At 61.0% G+C, this 17,392-nt stretch carries 17 protein-coding genes; 14 read left to right on the top strand and 3 right to left on the bottom strand.

Features of this window, described 5'->3' with window-relative positions:
* Positions 1–20: 20 nt before the first annotated feature.
* The 10 genes from ACLIRY_RS03050 (at position 21) to ACLIRY_RS03005 (ending at position 10,753) form a co-directional block, all read left to right on the top strand.
* Positions 21–842 carry a DNA polymerase beta superfamily protein gene (locus ACLIRY_RS03050; protein WP_413203861.1) on the top strand — a complete coding sequence of 274 codons (822 nt, stop codon included), beginning with the start codon at positions 21–23 and terminating at the stop codon, positions 840–842.
* Positions 843–880: 38 nt separating this feature from the next.
* Positions 881–2,074, top strand: coding sequence for an acetyl-CoA C-acyltransferase (locus ACLIRY_RS03045; protein ID WP_413203860.1), 1,194 nt, complete (start codon positions 881–883; stop codon positions 2,072–2,074).
* Positions 2,075–2,095: 21 nt separating this feature from the next.
* Positions 2,096–2,779 carry an SDR family oxidoreductase gene (locus ACLIRY_RS03040; protein WP_413203859.1) on the top strand — a complete coding sequence of 228 codons (684 nt, stop codon included), beginning with the start codon at positions 2,096–2,098 and terminating at the stop codon, positions 2,777–2,779.
* Positions 2,776–3,933 (top strand): acyl-CoA dehydrogenase family protein, encoded by a 1,158-nt coding sequence (locus ACLIRY_RS03035; protein ID WP_413203858.1) that lies wholly within the window; start codon positions 2,776–2,778, stop codon positions 3,931–3,933. Before ACLIRY_RS03040 ends, ACLIRY_RS03035 begins: the two co-directional genes overlap by 4 nt.
* Before the next feature lie 82 nt (positions 3,934–4,015).
* On the top strand, positions 4,016–4,621 hold the full coding sequence (locus ACLIRY_RS03030) for a 2-hydroxychromene-2-carboxylate isomerase (protein ID WP_413203857.1): 606 nt from the start codon (positions 4,016–4,018) through the stop codon (positions 4,619–4,621).
* 55 nt (positions 4,622–4,676) lie between these two features.
* On the top strand, positions 4,677–6,284 hold the full coding sequence (locus ACLIRY_RS03025; protein WP_413203856.1) for a carboxyl transferase domain-containing protein: 1,608 nt from the start codon (positions 4,677–4,679) through the stop codon (positions 6,282–6,284).
* A 16-nt stretch (positions 6,285–6,300) separates the two neighbouring features.
* The gene (locus ACLIRY_RS03020; RefSeq protein WP_413203855.1) at positions 6,301–7,101 is read left to right on the top strand and encodes an enoyl-CoA hydratase/isomerase family protein; all 801 of its coding nucleotides are present in this window, start codon (positions 6,301–6,303) and stop codon (positions 7,099–7,101) included.
* An 18-nt stretch (positions 7,102–7,119) separates the two neighbouring features.
* The gene (locus ACLIRY_RS03015) at positions 7,120–9,111 is read left to right on the top strand and encodes an acetyl-CoA carboxylase biotin carboxylase subunit (RefSeq protein WP_413203854.1); all 1,992 of its coding nucleotides are present in this window, start codon (positions 7,120–7,122) and stop codon (positions 9,109–9,111) included.
* Positions 9,111–10,016 (top strand): hydroxymethylglutaryl-CoA lyase, encoded by a 906-nt coding sequence (locus ACLIRY_RS03010; protein WP_413203853.1) that lies wholly within the window; start codon positions 9,111–9,113, stop codon positions 10,014–10,016. Before ACLIRY_RS03015 ends, ACLIRY_RS03010 begins: the two co-directional genes overlap by 1 nt.
* A gap of 182 nt (positions 10,017–10,198) precedes the next feature.
* A complete protein-coding gene (locus ACLIRY_RS03005) occupies positions 10,199–10,753 on the top strand; it encodes a two-component system response regulator (RefSeq protein WP_413203852.1) in 555 nt (184 codons plus the stop codon).
* A 166-nt stretch (positions 10,754–10,919) separates the two neighbouring features.
* Here the strand turns inward: ACLIRY_RS03005 and ACLIRY_RS03000 are convergent, their stop codons facing one another.
* The gene (locus ACLIRY_RS03000; protein WP_413203851.1) at positions 10,920–11,384 is read right to left on the bottom strand and encodes a PaaI family thioesterase; all 465 of its coding nucleotides are present in this window, start codon (positions 11,382–11,384) and stop codon (positions 10,920–10,922) included.
* 167 nt (positions 11,385–11,551) lie between these two features.
* On the opposite strand from ACLIRY_RS03000, the gene ACLIRY_RS02995 reads away from it, so the two are divergent.
* Both ACLIRY_RS02995 and ACLIRY_RS02990 read left to right on the top strand, forming a co-directional pair.
* Positions 11,552–12,157: a TetR/AcrR family transcriptional regulator gene (locus ACLIRY_RS02995; RefSeq protein WP_413203850.1), complete on the top strand. Its 606-nt coding sequence runs from the start codon at positions 11,552–11,554 to the stop codon at positions 12,155–12,157.
* Positions 12,158–12,313: 156 nt separating this feature from the next.
* On the top strand, positions 12,314–13,081 hold the full coding sequence (locus tag ACLIRY_RS02990; protein WP_413204187.1) for a Crp/Fnr family transcriptional regulator: 768 nt from the start codon (positions 12,314–12,316) through the stop codon (positions 13,079–13,081).
* A 609-nt stretch (positions 13,082–13,690) separates the two neighbouring features.
* Here the strand turns inward: ACLIRY_RS02990 and ACLIRY_RS02985 are convergent.
* A complete protein-coding gene (locus ACLIRY_RS02985; RefSeq protein ID WP_413203849.1) occupies positions 13,691–14,215 on the bottom strand; it encodes a glycine cleavage system protein R in 525 nt (174 codons plus the stop codon).
* Between the two features lie 558 nt (positions 14,216–14,773).
* Between ACLIRY_RS02985 and ACLIRY_RS02980 the strand changes: the two genes are divergently transcribed.
* Both ACLIRY_RS02980 and ACLIRY_RS02975 read left to right on the top strand, forming a co-directional pair.
* Entirely contained in the window at positions 14,774–15,211 is a 438-nt protein-coding gene (locus ACLIRY_RS02980; RefSeq protein WP_413203848.1) for a hypothetical protein, read from the top strand.
* An 11-nt stretch (positions 15,212–15,222) separates the two neighbouring features.
* Positions 15,223–15,597 (top strand): flagellar basal body rod C-terminal domain-containing protein, encoded by a 375-nt coding sequence (locus ACLIRY_RS02975; RefSeq protein ID WP_413203847.1) that lies wholly within the window; start codon positions 15,223–15,225, stop codon positions 15,595–15,597.
* Positions 15,598–15,620: 23 nt separating this feature from the next.
* Here the strand turns inward: ACLIRY_RS02975 and ACLIRY_RS02970 are convergent, their stop codons facing one another.
* A complete protein-coding gene (locus ACLIRY_RS02970; protein ID WP_413203846.1) occupies positions 15,621–17,300 on the bottom strand; it encodes an ABC transporter substrate-binding protein in 1,680 nt (559 codons plus the stop codon).
* Between the last annotated feature and the right edge of the window lie 92 nt (positions 17,301–17,392).

The following is a 17,392-nucleotide window of genomic DNA, read 5'->3' as shown; positions in this document are numbered from 1 at the left end:
TTCAGGAGAGAGGTTCCACCGTGTCATCCGTTCCGGTTCTTCCGCCCCCTCATTTAGCGCATCTCGATGCATCTGGCGCGCGGCGTGCCCTTGATGGGCTCGCCGCCGAGACGGGGGTGCGTCCGGTCCATGCCGTGCTTACAGGTCCCCTGGCATGGGGGCTCCCCTACGAGGACAAGACCGGGGCCGCCCCCCTGGTCTGTGCGGGCCTGTTTACCCATCCGATCCCGGCCTACCTGGGGTTGGTCGAGCCCGCAGATATCCTGCGCGACGGGGGCGAAGGGGATCTGCCGCCGGTTCTTCTATGGGATGCCCGGAAGGCCTTGCGCCTGTTCCTGCGATCCAATGCGACCGTCTGGGAGTGGATCTCCGCTTCGCAGGTGGTGGAAGAGGGAGGGGCGCCAATCGCCGCCTTGTGGGAACTGGCGGTCGCCGGGTTCTCCCGGGTGACCCTGCTGGGCCATTACCTGGGTTTGGCGAAGGCGGCGATGAACGCGTACTTCCAGGACACGCCCACGGATGCGGCCCGGATTAAATATATGCATACGGTTCGGGCCTTGATGGCGGTGGATTGGATCCTGACCCGCGACGAACCGCCGCCATCCGACTGGATGACCCTGCGTGCCGGGACGGAGCTGCCATCGGAGGTGGCCGAAGTGCTTGACGCCCTGGCCCTGGCTCCCCTGGAGCGCCGCCGCCATCCGGCGGTGGATGCCTGGATCGACGCCATCTTTCAGGCCTCCCGGGATAAGGGGGAAGGGCTGTCTGATAGCCATCCGACCGCCGACCAGGTGGATCCCCTGTTACGGGACCTGCTTGGACCTGCTGCCAAACACATCTGATCGGGACCTCTTGGTCCATCGCGTAGAGGGAATAACCCATGTCCGAAGCCAATAAGGATCCCATCGTCATCGTTGGCGCCAAACGCACCCCCATGGGTGCCTTCCAGGGGGCTCTGTCGTCCCTGCGCGCGCCAGAACTGGGCGGGGCGGCGATCAAAGGCGCTCTTGAGCAGGCTGGTGTGCCCCCGGAGAGGGTGGGCGGCGCCTATATGGGCTGTGTCTTACCTGCCGGTTTGGGGCAAGCGCCCGCCCGCCAAGCCGCCCATGCTGCGGGGCTGACCTGGGATGTCCCCTGCACCACGGTCAACAAGATGTGCGGGTCGGCCATGGAGGCCTCGATCCTCGCCTATAACGCCATTGCCGCCGGTCAGGTGGAGGTGATGGTGGCGGGCGGAATGGAAAGCATGTCCAATGCCCCCTACCTGCTTGACAAGGCCCGGGCGGGCCAACGCCTGGGTCACGGCAAGGTTCTCGATCATATGTTCCTGGACGGGCTGGAGGATGCCTATGATCGGGGTCGCCTGATGGGCACCTTCGCCGAGGATACCGCCGAAGTCTACCAGTTCACCCGCGAGGAGCAGGATGCCTATGCCATCACCTCCCTGACCCGGGCGCGGGCGGCGGTTGACGGCGGTGTCATGGACCGGGAATGTGTAACGGTCTCCGTGCCGGGACGGAAAGGCGCCGTCGATGTCTCCCGGGACGAGACCCCGGGCAAGGTTGATCCGGACAAGATTCCCCTACTGAAGCCCGCCTTTCGGGAGGGGGGCACGGTGACTGCGGCCAATAGTTCCTCCATTTCCGATGGCAGTGCGGCCCTGGTGATGACCCGGGCGTCGGTTGCCGAGCGGCAAGGCTGGGAGCCTCTGGCCATCATGCGCGGCCATGCTGCCCATGCGCATCAGCCCAATTTGTTCACCACTGCGCCGGTGGGAGCCATGTCCAAGCTGATGGACAAGGTAGGCTGGTCCAAGGAGGCGGTGGACCTGTGGGAAATCAACGAGGCTTTTGCCGTGGTCTCCATGGTGGCCCTGCGCGACCTGGATCTGGACCCTGAAAAGGTGAATGTTCACGGGGGCGCCTGTGCGCTGGGCCATCCCATCGGCGCCTCTGGGGCGCGGATCATGGTCACCTTGATGAATGCCCTGAAGACCCATGGGCTGCGCAAGGGGGTAGCTTCACTGTGCATCGGTGGCGGAGAAGCCACTGCTGTTGCCTTGGAACTCGTGTAACGGAAAGGGAGGAACGGAGCCATGTCCACCGTCTTGATCACCGGCGCCAACCGAGGGCTTGGCCTCGAATTCGCTCGTCAATACACGGCCGATGGCTGGGAAGTCATCGCCACCTGCCGGGAGCCCGACAAGGCCGAGGATCTGGCCGCCCTGGGATGTACGGTGGAGAACCTCGACGTGTCCAGCCTGAGGGATATCCAGCGGTTTGGCGGTCGCATGGTTGGACAGGCGATCGATCTGTTTATCAACAACGCCGGAACCTATGGCGGCAAGGGGACTGAACAGATCCTTGGGAAAGTGGATCCCCTCGTCTGGGAATATACCCTGCGAGTCAACAGCGTCGCCCCTCTGAAGCTGCTGGAAGCCCTGTTGCCCTGCCTGGAAAACACCAAGGGAAGCAAGGCGGTTTTTCTGTCTTCCAAGATGGGCTCCATGACGGAGAACACCTCAGGGGCTCAGTACATTTACCGCTCCTCCAAGGCTGCCTTGAATGCTGTGGTGAAGAGCCTGGGGATCGAGTTGGTCGAGCGGGGCATCATCGCGATGGCCTTTCACCCTGGTTGGGTGCGGACCGATATGGGGGGACCCAACGGACTGTTGTCCACAGACGAGTCCGTGACCGCCATGCGTGGCGTGATCGATGGGCTGACCACCGCCGACGCAGGGCGGTTCCTAAACTACGACGGTGTGGAGATCGCGTGGTGATCCTGGATTCTTCCCTCGCTGCGCTGCTTTCGGAAGAGCAAGGGCTGATCCGCGACACGGCCCGCGCCTTCGCCCGGGATGCCCTGGCCCCCCATGCGGCGGCCTGGGACCGGGAGCATGTATTTCCTGCCGAAGCCCTGGCACAGATGGGAGAGTTGGGCTTCATGGGCATGCTGGTGCCCGAGGACTGGGGCGGTGTGGGGGCCGACCATGTGGCCTATGCCCTTGCGCTCGAGGAAATCGCGGCCGGGGATGGCGCCTGTTCGACGATCATGAGCGTGCATAATTCCGTCGGCTGCATGCCCATCCTGAAGTTCGGGACGGAGGCACAGAAAGAGCAGTTCCTCAAGCCCATGGCGGCAGGCGAGATGCTGGGTGCCTTTTGCCTGACCGAGCCCCAGGCCGGATCCGATGCGGCGGCTTTGAAAACCAAGGCCCGCTTCGTTGACGGCAAATGGGTGCTGAACGGGGTCAAGCAGTTCATCACCAGCGGCAAAAACGCCAAGGTGGCCATCGTCTTCGCCGTCACTGATCCGGAGGCGGGCAAGAAGGGCATCAGCGCCTTCATCGTGCCGACCGATCGGCCCGGTTGGACGGTGGCCAGCGTCGAACACAAGATGGGCCAGCATGCCAGCGATACCTGCCAAATCGTCCTGGAGGATCTGGCGCTTGAACCCGAACTGATGCTTGGCGAGCCGGGGCAGGGGTATCGCATCGCCTTGTCCAATCTGGAGGGCGGACGCATTGGTATCGCCTCCCAATCGGTCGGCATGGCGCGGGCGGCACTGCACTACGCCATCCAATATGCGAAGGAACGGGAGACCTTCGGCCAACCCATCGCCCAGCACCAAGCCGTGGGCATGCGTCTGGCGGACATGGCCACCCAATTGACTGCGGCCCGCCTGATGGTGCTCAACGCCGCGCGCTTGCGCGATGCCGGACAGCCCTGTTTGACCGAGGCCTGTATGGCCAAGCTGTTCGCCAGCGAAACGGCGGAGAAGGTCTGTTCCGTGGCCATCCAGACCTTGGGCGGTTACGGCTATTTGAGCGACTATCCCGTGGAACGCATCGCCCGGGATGTCCGGGTTTGCCAGATCTATGAAGGCACATCCGACATTCAGCGGCTGGTTATTGGCCGTGATATTCTCGCTTAGATCCAATAGGTTGAGCATCGAGTGAACCGGAAAACCGGTGCCCATTTTTCCGCTCGATGTTCTCATTTGAGGAGAGTGATCCATGCCCGAACCGTTGAGCTTCTATTTCGACTTTTCCAGCCCCTATTCCTGGATCGCGGCCGAGCGGATCAACGGTTTGGCCGCCCGTCATGCGCGCGAGGTCCGTTGGCGCGCCATCATGCTCGGGCCTTTGTTGAAGGAAAGCGGCAACCGTCCGCTACTCGACCAACCCCTGAAGGGGGACTATACCCGTTTGGACTTTGCCCGTTCCCTGCGCCTATATGGCCTGAAGGGGGGGCTGCCGAGCAAATTCCCGGTGGCCACGGTGGGGGCAGCGCGGATCTTCCATTGGTTGCGGAAAACCGCCGGGCGGGATGTCGGGCAAGCCTATGCGCTGGCGGTCTTTCGGGCCTATTTCTCCGATGGCCGGGATATCTCCGACCGGGCGGTGGCGGCGGACATCGCGGGAGAGGAGGGGCAGGACCGGGAGGCCGCTTTGGTCGCAAGCAATGATCCGGTCTGGAAGGCAAAATTGGTTGCGGAAGGGAACGCGGCCCGCGAGGCCGGTGTCTTCGGCGCTCCCTATATTCTGGCCGATGGGGAGCCTTTCTGGGGATCGGACCGGCTGGACATGCTCGACGATTGGTTGAGCCGGGGTGGGTGGTAGGGATCCTCCCTTCCCCCCAAGAGCAAAAAAACAGAAACGCAGGAAGGAACCGACCGTGAGCGTCATCAAGAGCGCCATCAACACCCGATCTGAGGACTTCAAGGCCAACAAGGCCCATATGGAAGGTTTGATGGCTGACATGCGGGACAAGCTGGCAGCCATCAAACTGGGCGGAGGGGAGAAGGCCCGGGAAAAGCATTTGGCCCGGGGCAAACTGCTCCCCCGGGACCGGGTGCGGACTCTCCTGGATGTGGGCTCGCCCTTTCTGGAGTTCAGCCAGTTCGCCGCCCACGAGGTCTATGAGGACAACGTCCCCGCCGCTGGTGTCATCACTGGCATTGGTCGGATCGAGGGCACCGAATGCGTGGTCATCGCCAATGACGCCACGGTGAAGGGCGGAACCTACTACCCCCTGACTGTCAAGAAGCACCTGCGCGCCCAGGACATCGCCCGGGAAAATAATCTGCCCTGCGTTTATCTGGTTGATAGTGGTGGCGCCTTCCTGCCCCGCCAGGACGAGGTCTTTCCGGATCGGGATCATTTCGGGCGCATCTTCTACAATCAGGCGACCATGAGCGGCATGGGGATTCCCCAGGTCGCCGTGGTCATGGGAAGCTGCACGGCCGGTGGCGCCTATGTGCCCGCCATGAGCGACGAGAGCATTATCGTCAAGAACCAGGGCACCATCTTCCTGGGTGGCCCGCCTCTGGTGAAAGCGGCGACGGGCGAGGAAGTGACCGCCGAGGACCTGGGGGGCGCGGACGTCCATTGCCGGACCTCCGGCGTGACGGATCACTATGCGCAAGATGATCGCCATGCCCTCTCCCTGGCTCGGCGAGTGGTGGCAAACCTCAATCGAAACAAACAAGTAACGCTTGATCTTCGCAAACCGGAGGAGCCTCTGTACGACCCGGCGGAGATCCACGGTATCGTGCCCACGGACACGCGAAAGCCCTATGATGTGCGCGAGATCATTGCCCGGGTGGTGGACGGTTCCCGCTTCGACGAGTTCAAGGCCCTCTATGGTCAGACCTTGGTCTGCGGCTTTGCGAGGATTTTCGGCTACCCTGTTGGTATCATTGCCAATAATGGAATTTTATTCAGTGAATGTGCGCTCAAGGGCGCCCATTTCGTCGAGCTCTGCGCCCAGCGCGGCATCCCCTTGGTTTTCCTGCAAAACATCAGCGGGTTCATGGTGGGCCGCAAGTATGAAAACGGCGGCATCGCCAAAGACGGCGCCAAGATGGTGACGGCAGTGGCCTGTGCCAAAGTGCCCAAGTTCACGGTGCTGATCGGTGGCTCCTTCGGGGCGGGCAATTATGCCATGTGTGGGCGAGGCTACAGCCCCCGCATGCTCTGGACTTGGCCCAACAGCCGCATCTCGGTGATGGGTGGGGAGCAGGCGGCCAATGTGCTCGCCCAGGTGCGCCGCGATGGCATGGAGGCCCGGGGGCAACACTGGCCCGCAGAGGAGGAGGAGGCCTTCAAGTCCCCCATCCGCGACCAGTACGAGACCCAGGGCCATCCCTATTATGCCAGTGCTCGCCTGTGGGATGACGGGATTGTCGACCCGGCGGAAACGCGCATGGTCCTTGGCCTGTCCTTGTCCGCCTCCCTCAACGCCCCCATCGAAACCACGCCCTTTGGCGTGTTCCGGATGTGATCGGAGGGAACAGACGATGACAGCCCTACGCGAAACCATCGACGACCGGGGCGTGGCCCGGTTGACCATGAACCGACCGGAGGTTCGCAATGCCTTCGACGACGTTTTGATTGCCGACCTGACGGCCGCCTTCCTGCGCTTGGGCACCGACCCCGAGGTCCGCGTGATCGTTCTGGCAAGCGAAGGCAAGGCCTTCAGCGCCGGAGCGGATCTCAACTGGATGAAGCGGATGGCCGCCTATTCCCGGGAGGATAACGTCACTGACGCCTTGGGTCTGGCCCGCATGTGCGAGGCCATCGACCTTTGCCCGAAACCGACCCTGGCGTTGGTTCAGGGGGCGGCCTTTGGCGGCGGCGTCGGGCTGGCGGCGGCGGTGGATATCGCCATCGCCGCGACCCCCGCGAAATTCTGCCTGTCGGAGGTTCGCCTGGGCCTGATCCCGTCGGTGATCTCCCCTTATGTGAACCGGGCCATCGGCGCCCGGGCCTGTCGCCGCTATTTCCTGACGGCGGAAGTCATGGACGCGGCCACGGCGCTCCGCCTGGGTTTGGTGAGTGAGGTGGTTGCTCCGGACGCCCTGGAAGACGCCGGGGAGGCGGTGATCGCCTCCCTCTTGGCCGGCGGTCCCATCGCCCAGGCTGAGGCGAAAGCTCTGGTCCGGTTGGTGGAGAACTGTCCGGTGGATAAGGCGATGATCCAGGAAACGGCGGAACGCATCGCCGACCGCCGCGCCAGCGATGAGGGACGGGACGGAATTGGGGCGTTTTTGGACAAACGGACACCGTCCTGGACGGTGACCCAAGACAAACAAGATTGATCGGAGGAAACCGACGCCATGTTCACTAAAATTCTGATTGCCAACCGGGGCGAAATTGCTTGCCGGGTGGCGCGCACCGCGCGCCGCATGGGTATCAAGACCGTGGCCGTGTTCTCCGACGCCGATGCGGGCGCCCAGCACGTCCTGGCCTGTGACGAGGCCGTGCGCATCGGTCCGGCTCCGGCTGCGGAAAGCTATCTGATCGGCGCGAGGATCCTGGAGGCCGCCAAACTGACCGGTGCCCAGGCCATCCACCCGGGGTATGGGTTTTTGTCGGAAAACGCGGCTTTCGCGCGGGCTTGTGCCGCTGAAGGCGTGGTCTTCATGGGGCCGCCGCCGGAGGCGATTGTCTCCATGGGCTCCAAAAGCGAGTCCAAGCGCCTGATGGAGGCGGCAAAAGTGCCCCTGGTTCCCGGCTATCATGGGGACGACCAGGACGACGTCACACTTCTCAATGAGGCCAAGCGCATCGGCTTTCCAGTGCTCGTAAAAGCCAGCGCAGGCGGTGGCGGCAAGGGGATGCGCGTCGTCCGGGCCGAGGGGGAGTTCGACGCGGCCCTCGCCGCCGCCCGGCGGGAGGCGAAAAATGCCTTCGGGGACGATACCATGTTGATCGAGAAATATCTGGATAACCCACGGCATGTGGAGATCCAGGTCTTCGCCGACACCCAGGGCAATGTGGTCCATCTGTTTGAACGGGATTGTTCCGTCCAGCGCCGCCACCAGAAGGTGATCGAGGAGGCTCCCGCACCCGGTCTGGATCCGAAACTAAGGGCCGAGATGGGCGCTGCGGGGGTCGCTGCGGCCAAGGCCATTGGCTATGTGGGAGCGGGAACCGTTGAGTTCCTCTATCAGGATAATGCCTTTTATTTCATTGAGATGAACACCCGTCTTCAAGTGGAACATCCGGTTACGGAAATGATTACGGGGCAGGATCTTGTGGAATGGCAGCTTCTTGTGGCCGCTGGCGATCCTTTGCCGCTGACCCAGGCCGATCTCTCCCCACAGGGCCATGCCTTCGAGGCCCGGGTGTATGCCGAGGATCCCGCCCGCGACTTTGCCCCCTCCACGGGCAAGCTGGTTCACTTGGGCCAGCCCATGGAAGGTCCCCATGTGCGGGTCGATACGGGGGTGGCCCAGGGAGATTCGGTCTCCATTTTCTACGATCCGATGATTGCCAAGCTCATCGTCTGGGATCGGGACCGGGCTGCTGCCCTGCGGCGCCTGCGTGCAGCGCTCGCCGATTACAAGGTCGCTGGGGTCTCCACCAACCTGGAGTTTCTTGGCGCCGTTGCCGCTAATGCGGATTTCGCCGAAGGGGGCGTGAGCACCCGTTTCATCGAAACCCATGAGGAGACCCTGTTTCCCGATCGCCAGCCTGCGGATGGGGAGGTGCTGACCCTGGCCGCCCTGTACTTGGTGCTGACCGAGCGGGCCGAAGCGGCGAGCCGGGCTGTGAACTCCGGCGACCCCTTTTCCCCCTGGTCGCTGGCGAACGGATGGCGGCTGAACGACGACAATCACCATGCCATCGATTTGAAAGACGGAGGCGAAACGGTTCGCGTCGTGGTCCATTACCGCCGTGATGGCTTTGAAGTGGACCTGCCCGATGGGGACCGTGTCGGCGTCCGGGGTGAACTGGAGGCAGATGGCGGTCTTTCGGCGGAAATCTCCGGTCTGGCGCGACGTGCCACGGTGGTCCGTCTTGGGGAGGATCTCGTGGTGCTCACCAAGGGCAAACAGCATGTTCTGGGTGTGGTCTCTGCGGTTGGAGAGGTCGAGGCCGATGCGGGTGGCGGATTGACGGCCCCCATGCCCGGCAAGGTCGTCCAGGTGATGGTCGCGGCGGGCGATACCGTCACCAAGGGGCAGGCCCTGCTGGTGCTGGAGGCCATGAAGATGGAAACCACGATCGCGGCCCCCGCTGACGGTGTGGTCAAGGACGTCTGTTTCGGTGCCGGAGACCAGGTGGATGACGGCGCCGCATTGATCGTGATGGAGGACGCCTGATGCTCCCCGAAAGCGTACGCATCGTCGAGGTCGGTCCCCGGGACGGCTTGCAGAACGAGAAGGATGTCGTGCCCCTGGCGGCCAAGGTGGCCCTGATCGAAGCCCTGTCCGAGGCCGGTCTGTCCACGATTGAGGCGGGCAGTTTCGTTAGCCCGAAGTGGGTGCCCCAGATGGCGAACACCGAGGACGTGTTGCGCCGGATCATCCGTCGTTCTGGGACCCGCTATCCCGTGCTTGTGCCGAATCTCAAGGGGTTGGATGCAGCCCTGGCCGCGCCCCAGGTGGAGGAAATTGCTGTCTTTGCTGCCGCTTCCGAGGCCTTTTCCAAAAAGAACATCAACTGCTCCATCGCCGAAAGTCTGGATCGTCTCGCTGAGGTCACGGAAAAGGCGAAGGACCATGGTCTGGCCGTGCGCGGTTATGTGTCTTGCGTGCTCGGTTGCCCCTATGAGGGCGCGGTTCCCATCGCCAAGGTCGCGGAGGTCGCAGAGGCCCTGGACGCCATGGGCTGCTACGAGGTGAGCCTGGGCGATACCATTGGCGTGGGAACGCCGCTTAAGGCCCGCGCCATGGTGGAGGCTGTGGCCGAGCGGATACCCTTGGGGCGGCTGGCAGCTCATTTTCACGATACCTACGGCATGGCGCTCGCCAACCTGCTGGAGGTCCTGCGGTTGGGGGTGTCCGTCGTCGACAGCTCCGTTTCCGGATTGGGTGGCTGCCCCTATGCCAAGGGGGCTACGGGCAATGTGGCGACAGAGGATGTGGTCTATATGCTGAATGGGATGGGGATCCACAGCGGCGTCGACCTGGACAAGCTGTGCGCTGCCGGTGCCGCTATCTCCGCCACCCTGGGCCGGGACCCCGCCTCTCGCGTGGCCCGGGTCTTTGCGGCGAAGGAAGAATGAGCCCAGCCGTGTTCTCTTCACTGAGGGTGTGGGGATCATTTTGGGCACATGGGCAATTTAATGCGGGAACGTTTCATTTTTGGCGCATTGCGGTGTGGAGGAGGTGCAGTGTAGGCTGAGGGGTGAAGTCGTGGGAGGCGCTGCCTTGCCACTTTGGTGTACACGGGAAGGAATGGGCGGGCATGGTGGCCTTGAAGGATCGGGATCTTGGCGTCCTCGTCTTGGATTCTAATGAATACTCCCGACAGTTCCTCGTTTCCCTCCTGAAGACCATCGGCATTGCCCGGGTTGTTGACATGGCCACCGGTGAGGAGGCCATGGCCTGGATAGAAGCCAATGGCCGCCCCGATGTTCTGCTTGTGGATTCCGCCCTGAAGCCCATGAGCGGAGCCGGGTTCACCCGGTATCTGCGGATGGTCGTTGGCGGACGAGAAGCCTATACTCCGGTTATTCTGGTGGCCGCCCGGGCCGATCGGGATAGTCTGAGTCAGGCCCGCAACGCGGGGGTCAACGAATTCATGGCCAAGCCTGTTTCCGCCTCCGGTCTGTCGGCCCGACTTTTCGCCGTTCTCGATGCCCCTCGGTCCTTTGTCCGCACGGCTGACTATTTCGGTCCTGACCGTCGCCGCCGTCAGGTGGATTTCTCCGGACCGAATCGCCGCATCCAACAGCCTGCCAAGGCCAAGTCGGATGAGGAAGGTGGAAAAGAAGATGAGAGTGAAACTCTGTCTCCTTGAAAAACCGAAAAACGCGAGGCTTTGCCCCGCCCTCAACCGGGGCCTGAGGCCCCGGCCCCCCATTGGGGATCAAAGGGTTTGCGACCCTTTGCGGGTCTGGGCGGAGCCCAGAAACTGCGAAGCAGGTTTTCCGGATGTTCGAGGAAACGGTGTATATATATAGATTTTAGAGTGCCTTCGTGGCCGTTTTGGCTGGCGCGCTGGGCAAACAAATCATGGTGGCTTGCATCAAGGCCACAGTCGTTTCTTTCTCTCCGGTGATCGCTACGACCTCAGAGCGGACCACGGTCAGGCTTCTGCCGGGACGGTCCACTTTGGCCCGGGCTTCGAAAACCTCGCCCACCGCAGGGGCCATCAGATTTATTTTGAACTCTACCGAAACGACATCGCTGTCCGCAGGCATGAGGCTGAAGGCCGCATAACCTGCTGCGGTATCGGCAATGGTTGTGGTGATCCCCGCATGCATGTAGCCATGCTGTTGGCAGAGTGTCGGATTGTGGGGCAGGCGGACAACGCAGGTCCCCGGACCGACGGATGTCAATTCACAACCCAGGGCCTTGTTAATCGTTTGGCGCGCAAAGCTGGCACGAACCCTCGCTTCAAAATGTGGGTCTTTGGGTATGAAGGTCATGAGGGGCTCTGCTCCGGTCACTTTATCCGTGTTTGGCTTGTGCTTCGGTCGCCTCTGCCGTCTTTCCAAGGAAAAACATGATTCCAGGCTCGCTAAGGCGCATTCCATACGGTATGGTATGGACTCCATTGTTCTCCGTCAATTCCTGTTTTCCGGTCCACCTGTCCATGACTCATTCCGACCAAAAAGCCTCAACCAAGGGCGATGGGGCTTCCGCCTGGATTAAGGCTGCCCTTCGGGCCATGGCCCAAGACGGGATTTCCGCCGTGCGCGTGGAGGTCTTGGCCAAGGAACTCGGGGTGACGAAGGGGGGGTTCTATTGGCATTTCAAGGACCGGGCCGATCTTCTGTCCCGTCTGCTGGATGACTGGCGGGACGGGCGGATCGCTGCCGTTCGCGCGGTGACCGAACCGAAGGAGGGGGAGACGCCCCGGGATGGATTGATCCGCTTGCTTCTGCGCCAATTGGGGAATCCGAACCAGCGGGGTCTTGCGACAGAGTTGGCGATCCGTGATTGGGCCCGCAACGACCTTCAGGCCGCAGCCGCGGTGGAGCAGGTGGACGCAGAGCGTTCGGCGCGGGTGATTGCCCTGTTTATTGCGGCGGGCATGGAACCGGACTTGGCTCGGACCCGGGCTTGGTACCTTTATTCTCTGCTCTTCGGCCAAGCCTTGGTTACTCCACCGCAGGATGGGACGGCGGCCATGGACAAACTCGCCGAGGACGCTGTCGATATGTTGCTACGAACCACAAGGGAGCCCATTGGGCAATAGGGCATTCCCGTGGTGGTTCAAGTCACACACCTCCATATAACCGAGTATGGTGATTGACCTTTTTACTGTTGCGCTCCACCATCACGCCACTCGGTGGGCTGGGGACGAATAAGGGGTCACACCTTATGGAGCGCCCTTGGAAACTGGATGGGGAAGATGACTTGGGAAGACCTGGGGTGGTCCGCGCCATTCACTGAAGAAGAGGTCGCGGTGAGACGAAGTCGAATTGAAGCCGCCTGGAAAGGGCAGCCGGATTGCAAGGGGTGTGGTATTCGGGAGTTGGCACTGTTCGCCGACCTGGAAGAAAAAGACTTTAGTCTCATCCATATGCCCATCGACGAAATCCTCTTTGAAGCGGGAGGCGTTTTGTATAACGCAGGGGATCGGGCAAGGGCGGTGATCACTTTGCGGTCCGGGCTCGTAAAGCTGCTCCAATACCTGGGAGACGGTTCCCAGCGTATTGTGCGTTTGTTGCGGCCGGGGGACACTCTTGGATTGGAGGCGACCCTTCAGGAAGAATACGAACATACGGCTGTTGCCCTGCGCCCCTCCCTGGTATGCCGAATTCCCGTTGATATCGTAACCAGACTGAGTCAGGAAACACCCCGCTTACACGGTCAATTGATGGGGCGTTGGCACCAGTCAGTGAAGCAGGCCGATGATTGGTTGACAGGTCTGTCAACCGGTAGCGCCCGAACCCGCGTTGCCCGGATGCTGTTGCAGCTGCCTCGATTGCCTGAGGCCGATGGTGCAGAGGTTTGCGAGCTGTTCAGTCGGGAGGATCTGGGGGCCATGTTGGGGGTGACGACAGAGACGGCGAGCCGCATGATTGCGGAATTAAAACGCTCTCAAATCATCGTCGAGCGGAAGGTTAATACCTTCGTCTGCGATGACCGTGCCCTGAGGGAAATTGCCGGGGAATAGAATAGGTCCATTTTCTTGGCAGCATGGTGCCGTTCAGCAGGCATTCGCCGGTTTACGCGAAAATCACGGTACAGCCATGCGAACTTGCATCGCGTTTCTGCTCTGTATCAATGCGCCAAAAGGTCTATCCGACTATCGTCTCAATATCGCGTGCAAGTCCGGTCTTTGGACTGGGTTACACGCGGGGGCGGTGGGCGGCCAATTTACGGGGCGCGTCCGTCCGCCGCCCCTTTTTCACTCTAGATAAAATTACCCGCCTTAAATCGATTTAAGGCGGGTAATTTTATCTAGAGTGAACAGGTTGAGCATCGAGTGGACCGGAAAACCGGTGCCCACTTTTCCGCTTGATGCTCTGGCTATTTGATCTCAGAAAATCCGGAAAATCGGCTCTGGAGAGCCTGGGCTCTGCCCAGACCCGCAAAGGGTCGTGGACCCTTTGATCCCATTGGTAAAAAAGGAATGGGGGTCCGGGGCCTCAGGCCCCGGTGGGGGCGGCAAAGCCCCGCAACGGTCCCTCTAGGGTCTTGTCCCGTGATTTGATCTTGAGTGCTCCGAGGCATCCATAAATCACGAGGGCAGGGCACCTGCTGGGCGCCTTTTTTTTGATTTTCAGAGACTTTTGAAAGAGCAGGCGAGCCCCATTTCTTCCGATGTGTTTTTTACGGTGGCGAGGCAGGTCATTTCCTTTTCCTTGGGAATCCGCGTCTCGATTCGGACGAGGTAACGAAAGCCCTCGACGTCGTCCAACCGTTCAGATGTCAGGCGCACGATGCTGGCCCCATAGTCGCCGAAGGCTTCCGCTAGGCGGGTGACAAGGCCCGGGCGGTCTCCACCGGATACGACGATGCTATGGGTGACCTTGTTTCCTTGGGGGGGAGAGGCTTCATCCTTGGGGCGGCCGACCCAAAGATCGGCGTCTTTCAGCTCCGGCAGAGCGGCCAGGGCCTCGCGCGTTTCCTCAACGGTGACGCTTTCGGGCATGCTGCAAACGATGGTGAACTCCGCTGTGCTGCCCAGGGTGGCGAAGGAGGTGTCGCCCAGATTGGCGCCCAGGTCGAAAAGGCGCCCGCTCACGGCGGCGACGAGGCCCGTCCGGTCGGGGCAGGATAGGGCAATACGAAGGATGTTGGCCATGGAAGACTCTCCTGAAATCCTGGGTGAAACCCCGTTGGGATGACGAGATCCCGCTTGGACTCCGTTGTCCCGCGAATGGCTTCCAGGATCAAGGGGTGAGAAAGGATGGAGCCTCATTCCGAATATACACCGTTTCTTCGAACATCCGGAAAACCTGCTTCGCAGTTTCTGGGCTCCGCCCAGACCCGCAAAGGGTCGCGGACCCTTTGATCCCCAATGGGGGGCCGGGGCCTCAGGCCCCGGTGGGGGGCGGGGTATATTTCGTATTTCTTGGAAAAATTCTTCCAATTGGTCTATATTGGAGGAGTGGTCACAATGGGCGGTTTATGCCCGTGTTGGATTTTATGCCCTTGAGTTTGGTGTCAGACGGTTTTTTGGAAACCATTCCCTTGGAGATGGATTTCTTTTATAAATAATCAGGGGCGCTTGACGCATTGGACTATCGCCGTTGGGTTTCTCTATGTCGCTGGGCGTTGACGGACCATAGGAAGCGCGGTCTGCTGGCTCGCAAATAACGACTGACCCGCTGGGGTTCTAGGTAAAGAGAGGATCTGGACGATGTCGGTCACCCCCAAGGTGACAGGAACAACGACTTCTTTCTCCGCCGTTACCAACACACGGTATGGGGACGGACTTCGTGCGACTTCGGCCTCCGAATCCTTTTCTCCGATCCTTGAAACCGGCGCGTCGGCTCATGTCGGTCCCCAGGATGAGGGGCTGCGGAACGATGAATGGGGGACGGGTGACGGACAGGGACGAGGCCGCCCCATCGTTCCCTTGGGTGAAGAGCCTATCCGGATCGGGCGCATTAAGACGTCCAACGCATTCTCTCAGGTCCTCTTCGCAGAGCAATCCCACGCAGCGATGAGAGGCATGGGAACCGTTCCCAAAGCCAGCGAGAGGGGAACATCGATTTACGAAGCGAATATGCGCGTTATCGCCGCCCGATTTACCGGTGAAAAGCTCGTCGGCGGTACCCTCAACCGCTATTATTAGGGAGAAGGCATATGGATTTCGGTTTGAGTGTCGCCGTCTCCGGCCTGAAAGCGGCGGAAACCCGGACCAATGTGGCAGCCAGCAACCTGGTTAACCAGCGTTCGGATGCGGCCCTACCGGCAAAGGGGGAGGGCTACGATGGTTACCGGCCTCTCAGGGCGAACCAAGTCTCCAACGCGCCTGGGACCCGTGCTGTCGTCTCCCCCATTGATCCAGCCTATGTGCCCTTGCCCAATGGTGAAGGAGACGTTCGGGCCACGCCTAATGTGGATGTGGCGGGCAATATTGTGGACCTTAAAACGTCGAGTCAGGCCTATAAGGCTGCGACTTCGGTCATTCGGACACAGGAGGAGATGTCCAAGGACACTCTGGATATCTTGTCCTGAGGGTCTTTTGGGATACTGTCCACTTACTGATCTTCCCGTTCATGCCCCTCGACAGCCTTTCCATGGACGCCCGCTTGGTTGCGTCCCGCTTTTTTGGCTTGATAGAGGGCAAGGTCGGCTTGGGCGATCAGGTCGGTCATGGACAGGTTTCCTTCCGATTGACCCGATCCACAAAAAAGCGTGCTGACGCCGGCTGTTACGGTAAGCAGGCCAAAGGGGGAGCCCTCATGGGGCAAGGCCAAGGCATGGATGGCGGCCAGGGTGGCCTCTGCTTGGTGTAGGGCCGTGGCTTCGTCCATCTGGGGGTAGACCAGGGCGAATTCCTCACCCCCGTAGCGGGCAGGGAGGTCGCCTTCCCGTTTGCACATCCGGCGAAGTACGTCAGCGATATCCTTCAGGCGGGCGTCCCCTGCTTGATGGCCATAGAGGTCGTTGTAGCTTTTGAAGTAGTCCACATCGATCATGACCAGGGTCAGGGGCAGGCCGGACCGCCGCGCCAGGGCGTATTCCCGAGCCAGATGGTCGTCAAAATGGCGTCGATTGGCCAAACCCGTCAGAGAGTCCGTTGTCGATAGGCGGGCCAGTTCGCCATTAGCCTCTTCAAGCTGGCGCTTTTGCTGGTCCAGGGTCTGAAAGCTGCGTTTGAGTTTTCCATTGATGTGAACGATACGCAGGGTGAAGCCCAGTCCCAGAACGAGGGCGACAAGGCCTGTAATCAGGGTTTGCTCAATCCAGGAGGGCAAGGGGTCGGAAGCCTGAAAGAGAAAGGAATCCAACGAAACAGGTCTGTCGATCATCCCCACTTTGGCGAAGGTATCGGCGATGTGGCGCCAGCGTTTGGCGCTCATATAGCCAATGTCGACAATATCCTGGTTGAACAGGCCAGGATAGATCTGGGCTTCTACCCCGAGGGCGACCCGGTCCAGGCGTGGGGCAAGGGTTTCGCTGATCAGCGATACGATTTCATCGGGATGGGCCAGGGCATATTGCCATCCCTTGATCAGGGCGTCTCGCATGGCCGTGACCAGAGCCGGATTCCTGTCAGCCAGCTTCCGGGTGGTGAAGAGGGTGTCCCCATAGAAATCAATCCCCAGGTTTTTCGGATCGAAGGTCTCGTAAGGTATCCCTGCCCGGGTTGCGAGGAAAGGTTCCGTGGACAGGTAGGCGGTCATGGCGTCCACACGATCCTCGGCCAGTTCCGTAACGGTTCCAGAATGGGGAACGAAGGTGACCGTTTCCAAGTCCACTCCCGCAGTGATCAGGTAGGCCATGATTTCGTCCGAATGGGGCTCGATCATGACAGTGCGCCACTCCAGATCCTTGACGGTTTCGATGCCTTTGTCCCGTCGGGCGAGGATGATGAAGGGGGAGTGCTGGAAAAAAGAAGCAACGGCCACTAGGGGCATTCCCTTGGCATAATCAAGCACCAGAGTGGAGGTCCCGATCCCGAAATCCGCGTTGCCTTCGGCTACCGTTTGCGCCGGATTGGTGGATGGACCGCCTTCCATCAACGTCACATCCAGTCCGGCTTCGGAGAAATAGCCTTTGGTCTGGGCGGCATAGAAGCCTGCGAATTGGAATTGGTGGTACCACTTCAGTTGAACTCGGACAGGGGTGAGAGGATTCTCTTCCCCGGTCCGGCTGACCTGGGCGGCGAGTACCCCGGTCAGCGGTGAGAGACTTAGCAGCGCGATAAGGCTCAAGCGGCGGAGGAGGAGGCCGCCCGATGTTGCTTCCTCAGAGTGGGGAGGAGGTCGGAAGAGGGGACCGAGGAACCAGGATAGGGGAAACAGAC

Origin of the sequence: Rhodospirillum sp. A1_3_36, from assembly GCF_047263945.1 — a bacterium.
GTDB lineage: Bacteria > Pseudomonadota > Alphaproteobacteria > Rhodospirillales > Rhodospirillaceae > Rhodospirillum.
This window is presented reverse-complemented; position numbering and strand designations above follow the sequence as displayed.

Excerpts from the sequence above, each read along its gene's own strand:
- ACLIRY_RS03040 (WP_413203859.1), top strand. The coding sequence starts at position 2,096 with ATGTCCACCGTCTTGATCACCGGCGCCAACCGAGGGCTTGGCCTCGAA.
- ACLIRY_RS03000 (WP_413203851.1), bottom strand. The coding sequence starts at position 11,384 with ATGACCTTCATACCCAAAGACCCACATTTTGAAGCGAGGGTTCGTGCC.
- ACLIRY_RS03030 (WP_413203857.1), top strand. The coding sequence starts at position 4,016 with ATGCCCGAACCGTTGAGCTTCTATTTCGACTTTTCCAGCCCCTATTCC.
- ACLIRY_RS02980 (WP_413203848.1), top strand. The coding sequence starts at position 14,774 with ATGTCGGTCACCCCCAAGGTGACAGGAACAACGACTTCTTTCTCCGCC.
- ACLIRY_RS03045 (WP_413203860.1), top strand. The coding sequence starts at position 881 with ATGTCCGAAGCCAATAAGGATCCCATCGTCATCGTTGGCGCCAAACGC.
- ACLIRY_RS03010 (WP_413203853.1), top strand. The coding sequence starts at position 9,111 with ATGCTCCCCGAAAGCGTACGCATCGTCGAGGTCGGTCCCCGGGACGGC.
- ACLIRY_RS03015 (WP_413203854.1), top strand. The coding sequence starts at position 7,120 with ATGTTCACTAAAATTCTGATTGCCAACCGGGGCGAAATTGCTTGCCGG.
- ACLIRY_RS02990 (WP_413204187.1), top strand. The coding sequence starts at position 12,314 with ATGACTTGGGAAGACCTGGGGTGGTCCGCGCCATTCACTGAAGAAGAG.
- ACLIRY_RS03020 (WP_413203855.1), top strand. The coding sequence starts at position 6,301 with ATGACAGCCCTACGCGAAACCATCGACGACCGGGGCGTGGCCCGGTTG.
- ACLIRY_RS03005 (WP_413203852.1), top strand. The coding sequence starts at position 10,199 with ATGGTGGCCTTGAAGGATCGGGATCTTGGCGTCCTCGTCTTGGATTCT.
- ACLIRY_RS02995 (WP_413203850.1), top strand. The coding sequence starts at position 11,552 with ATGACTCATTCCGACCAAAAAGCCTCAACCAAGGGCGATGGGGCTTCC.
- ACLIRY_RS02975 (WP_413203847.1), top strand. The coding sequence starts at position 15,223 with ATGGATTTCGGTTTGAGTGTCGCCGTCTCCGGCCTGAAAGCGGCGGAA.
- ACLIRY_RS02985 (WP_413203849.1), bottom strand. The coding sequence starts at position 14,215 with ATGGCCAACATCCTTCGTATTGCCCTATCCTGCCCCGACCGGACGGGC.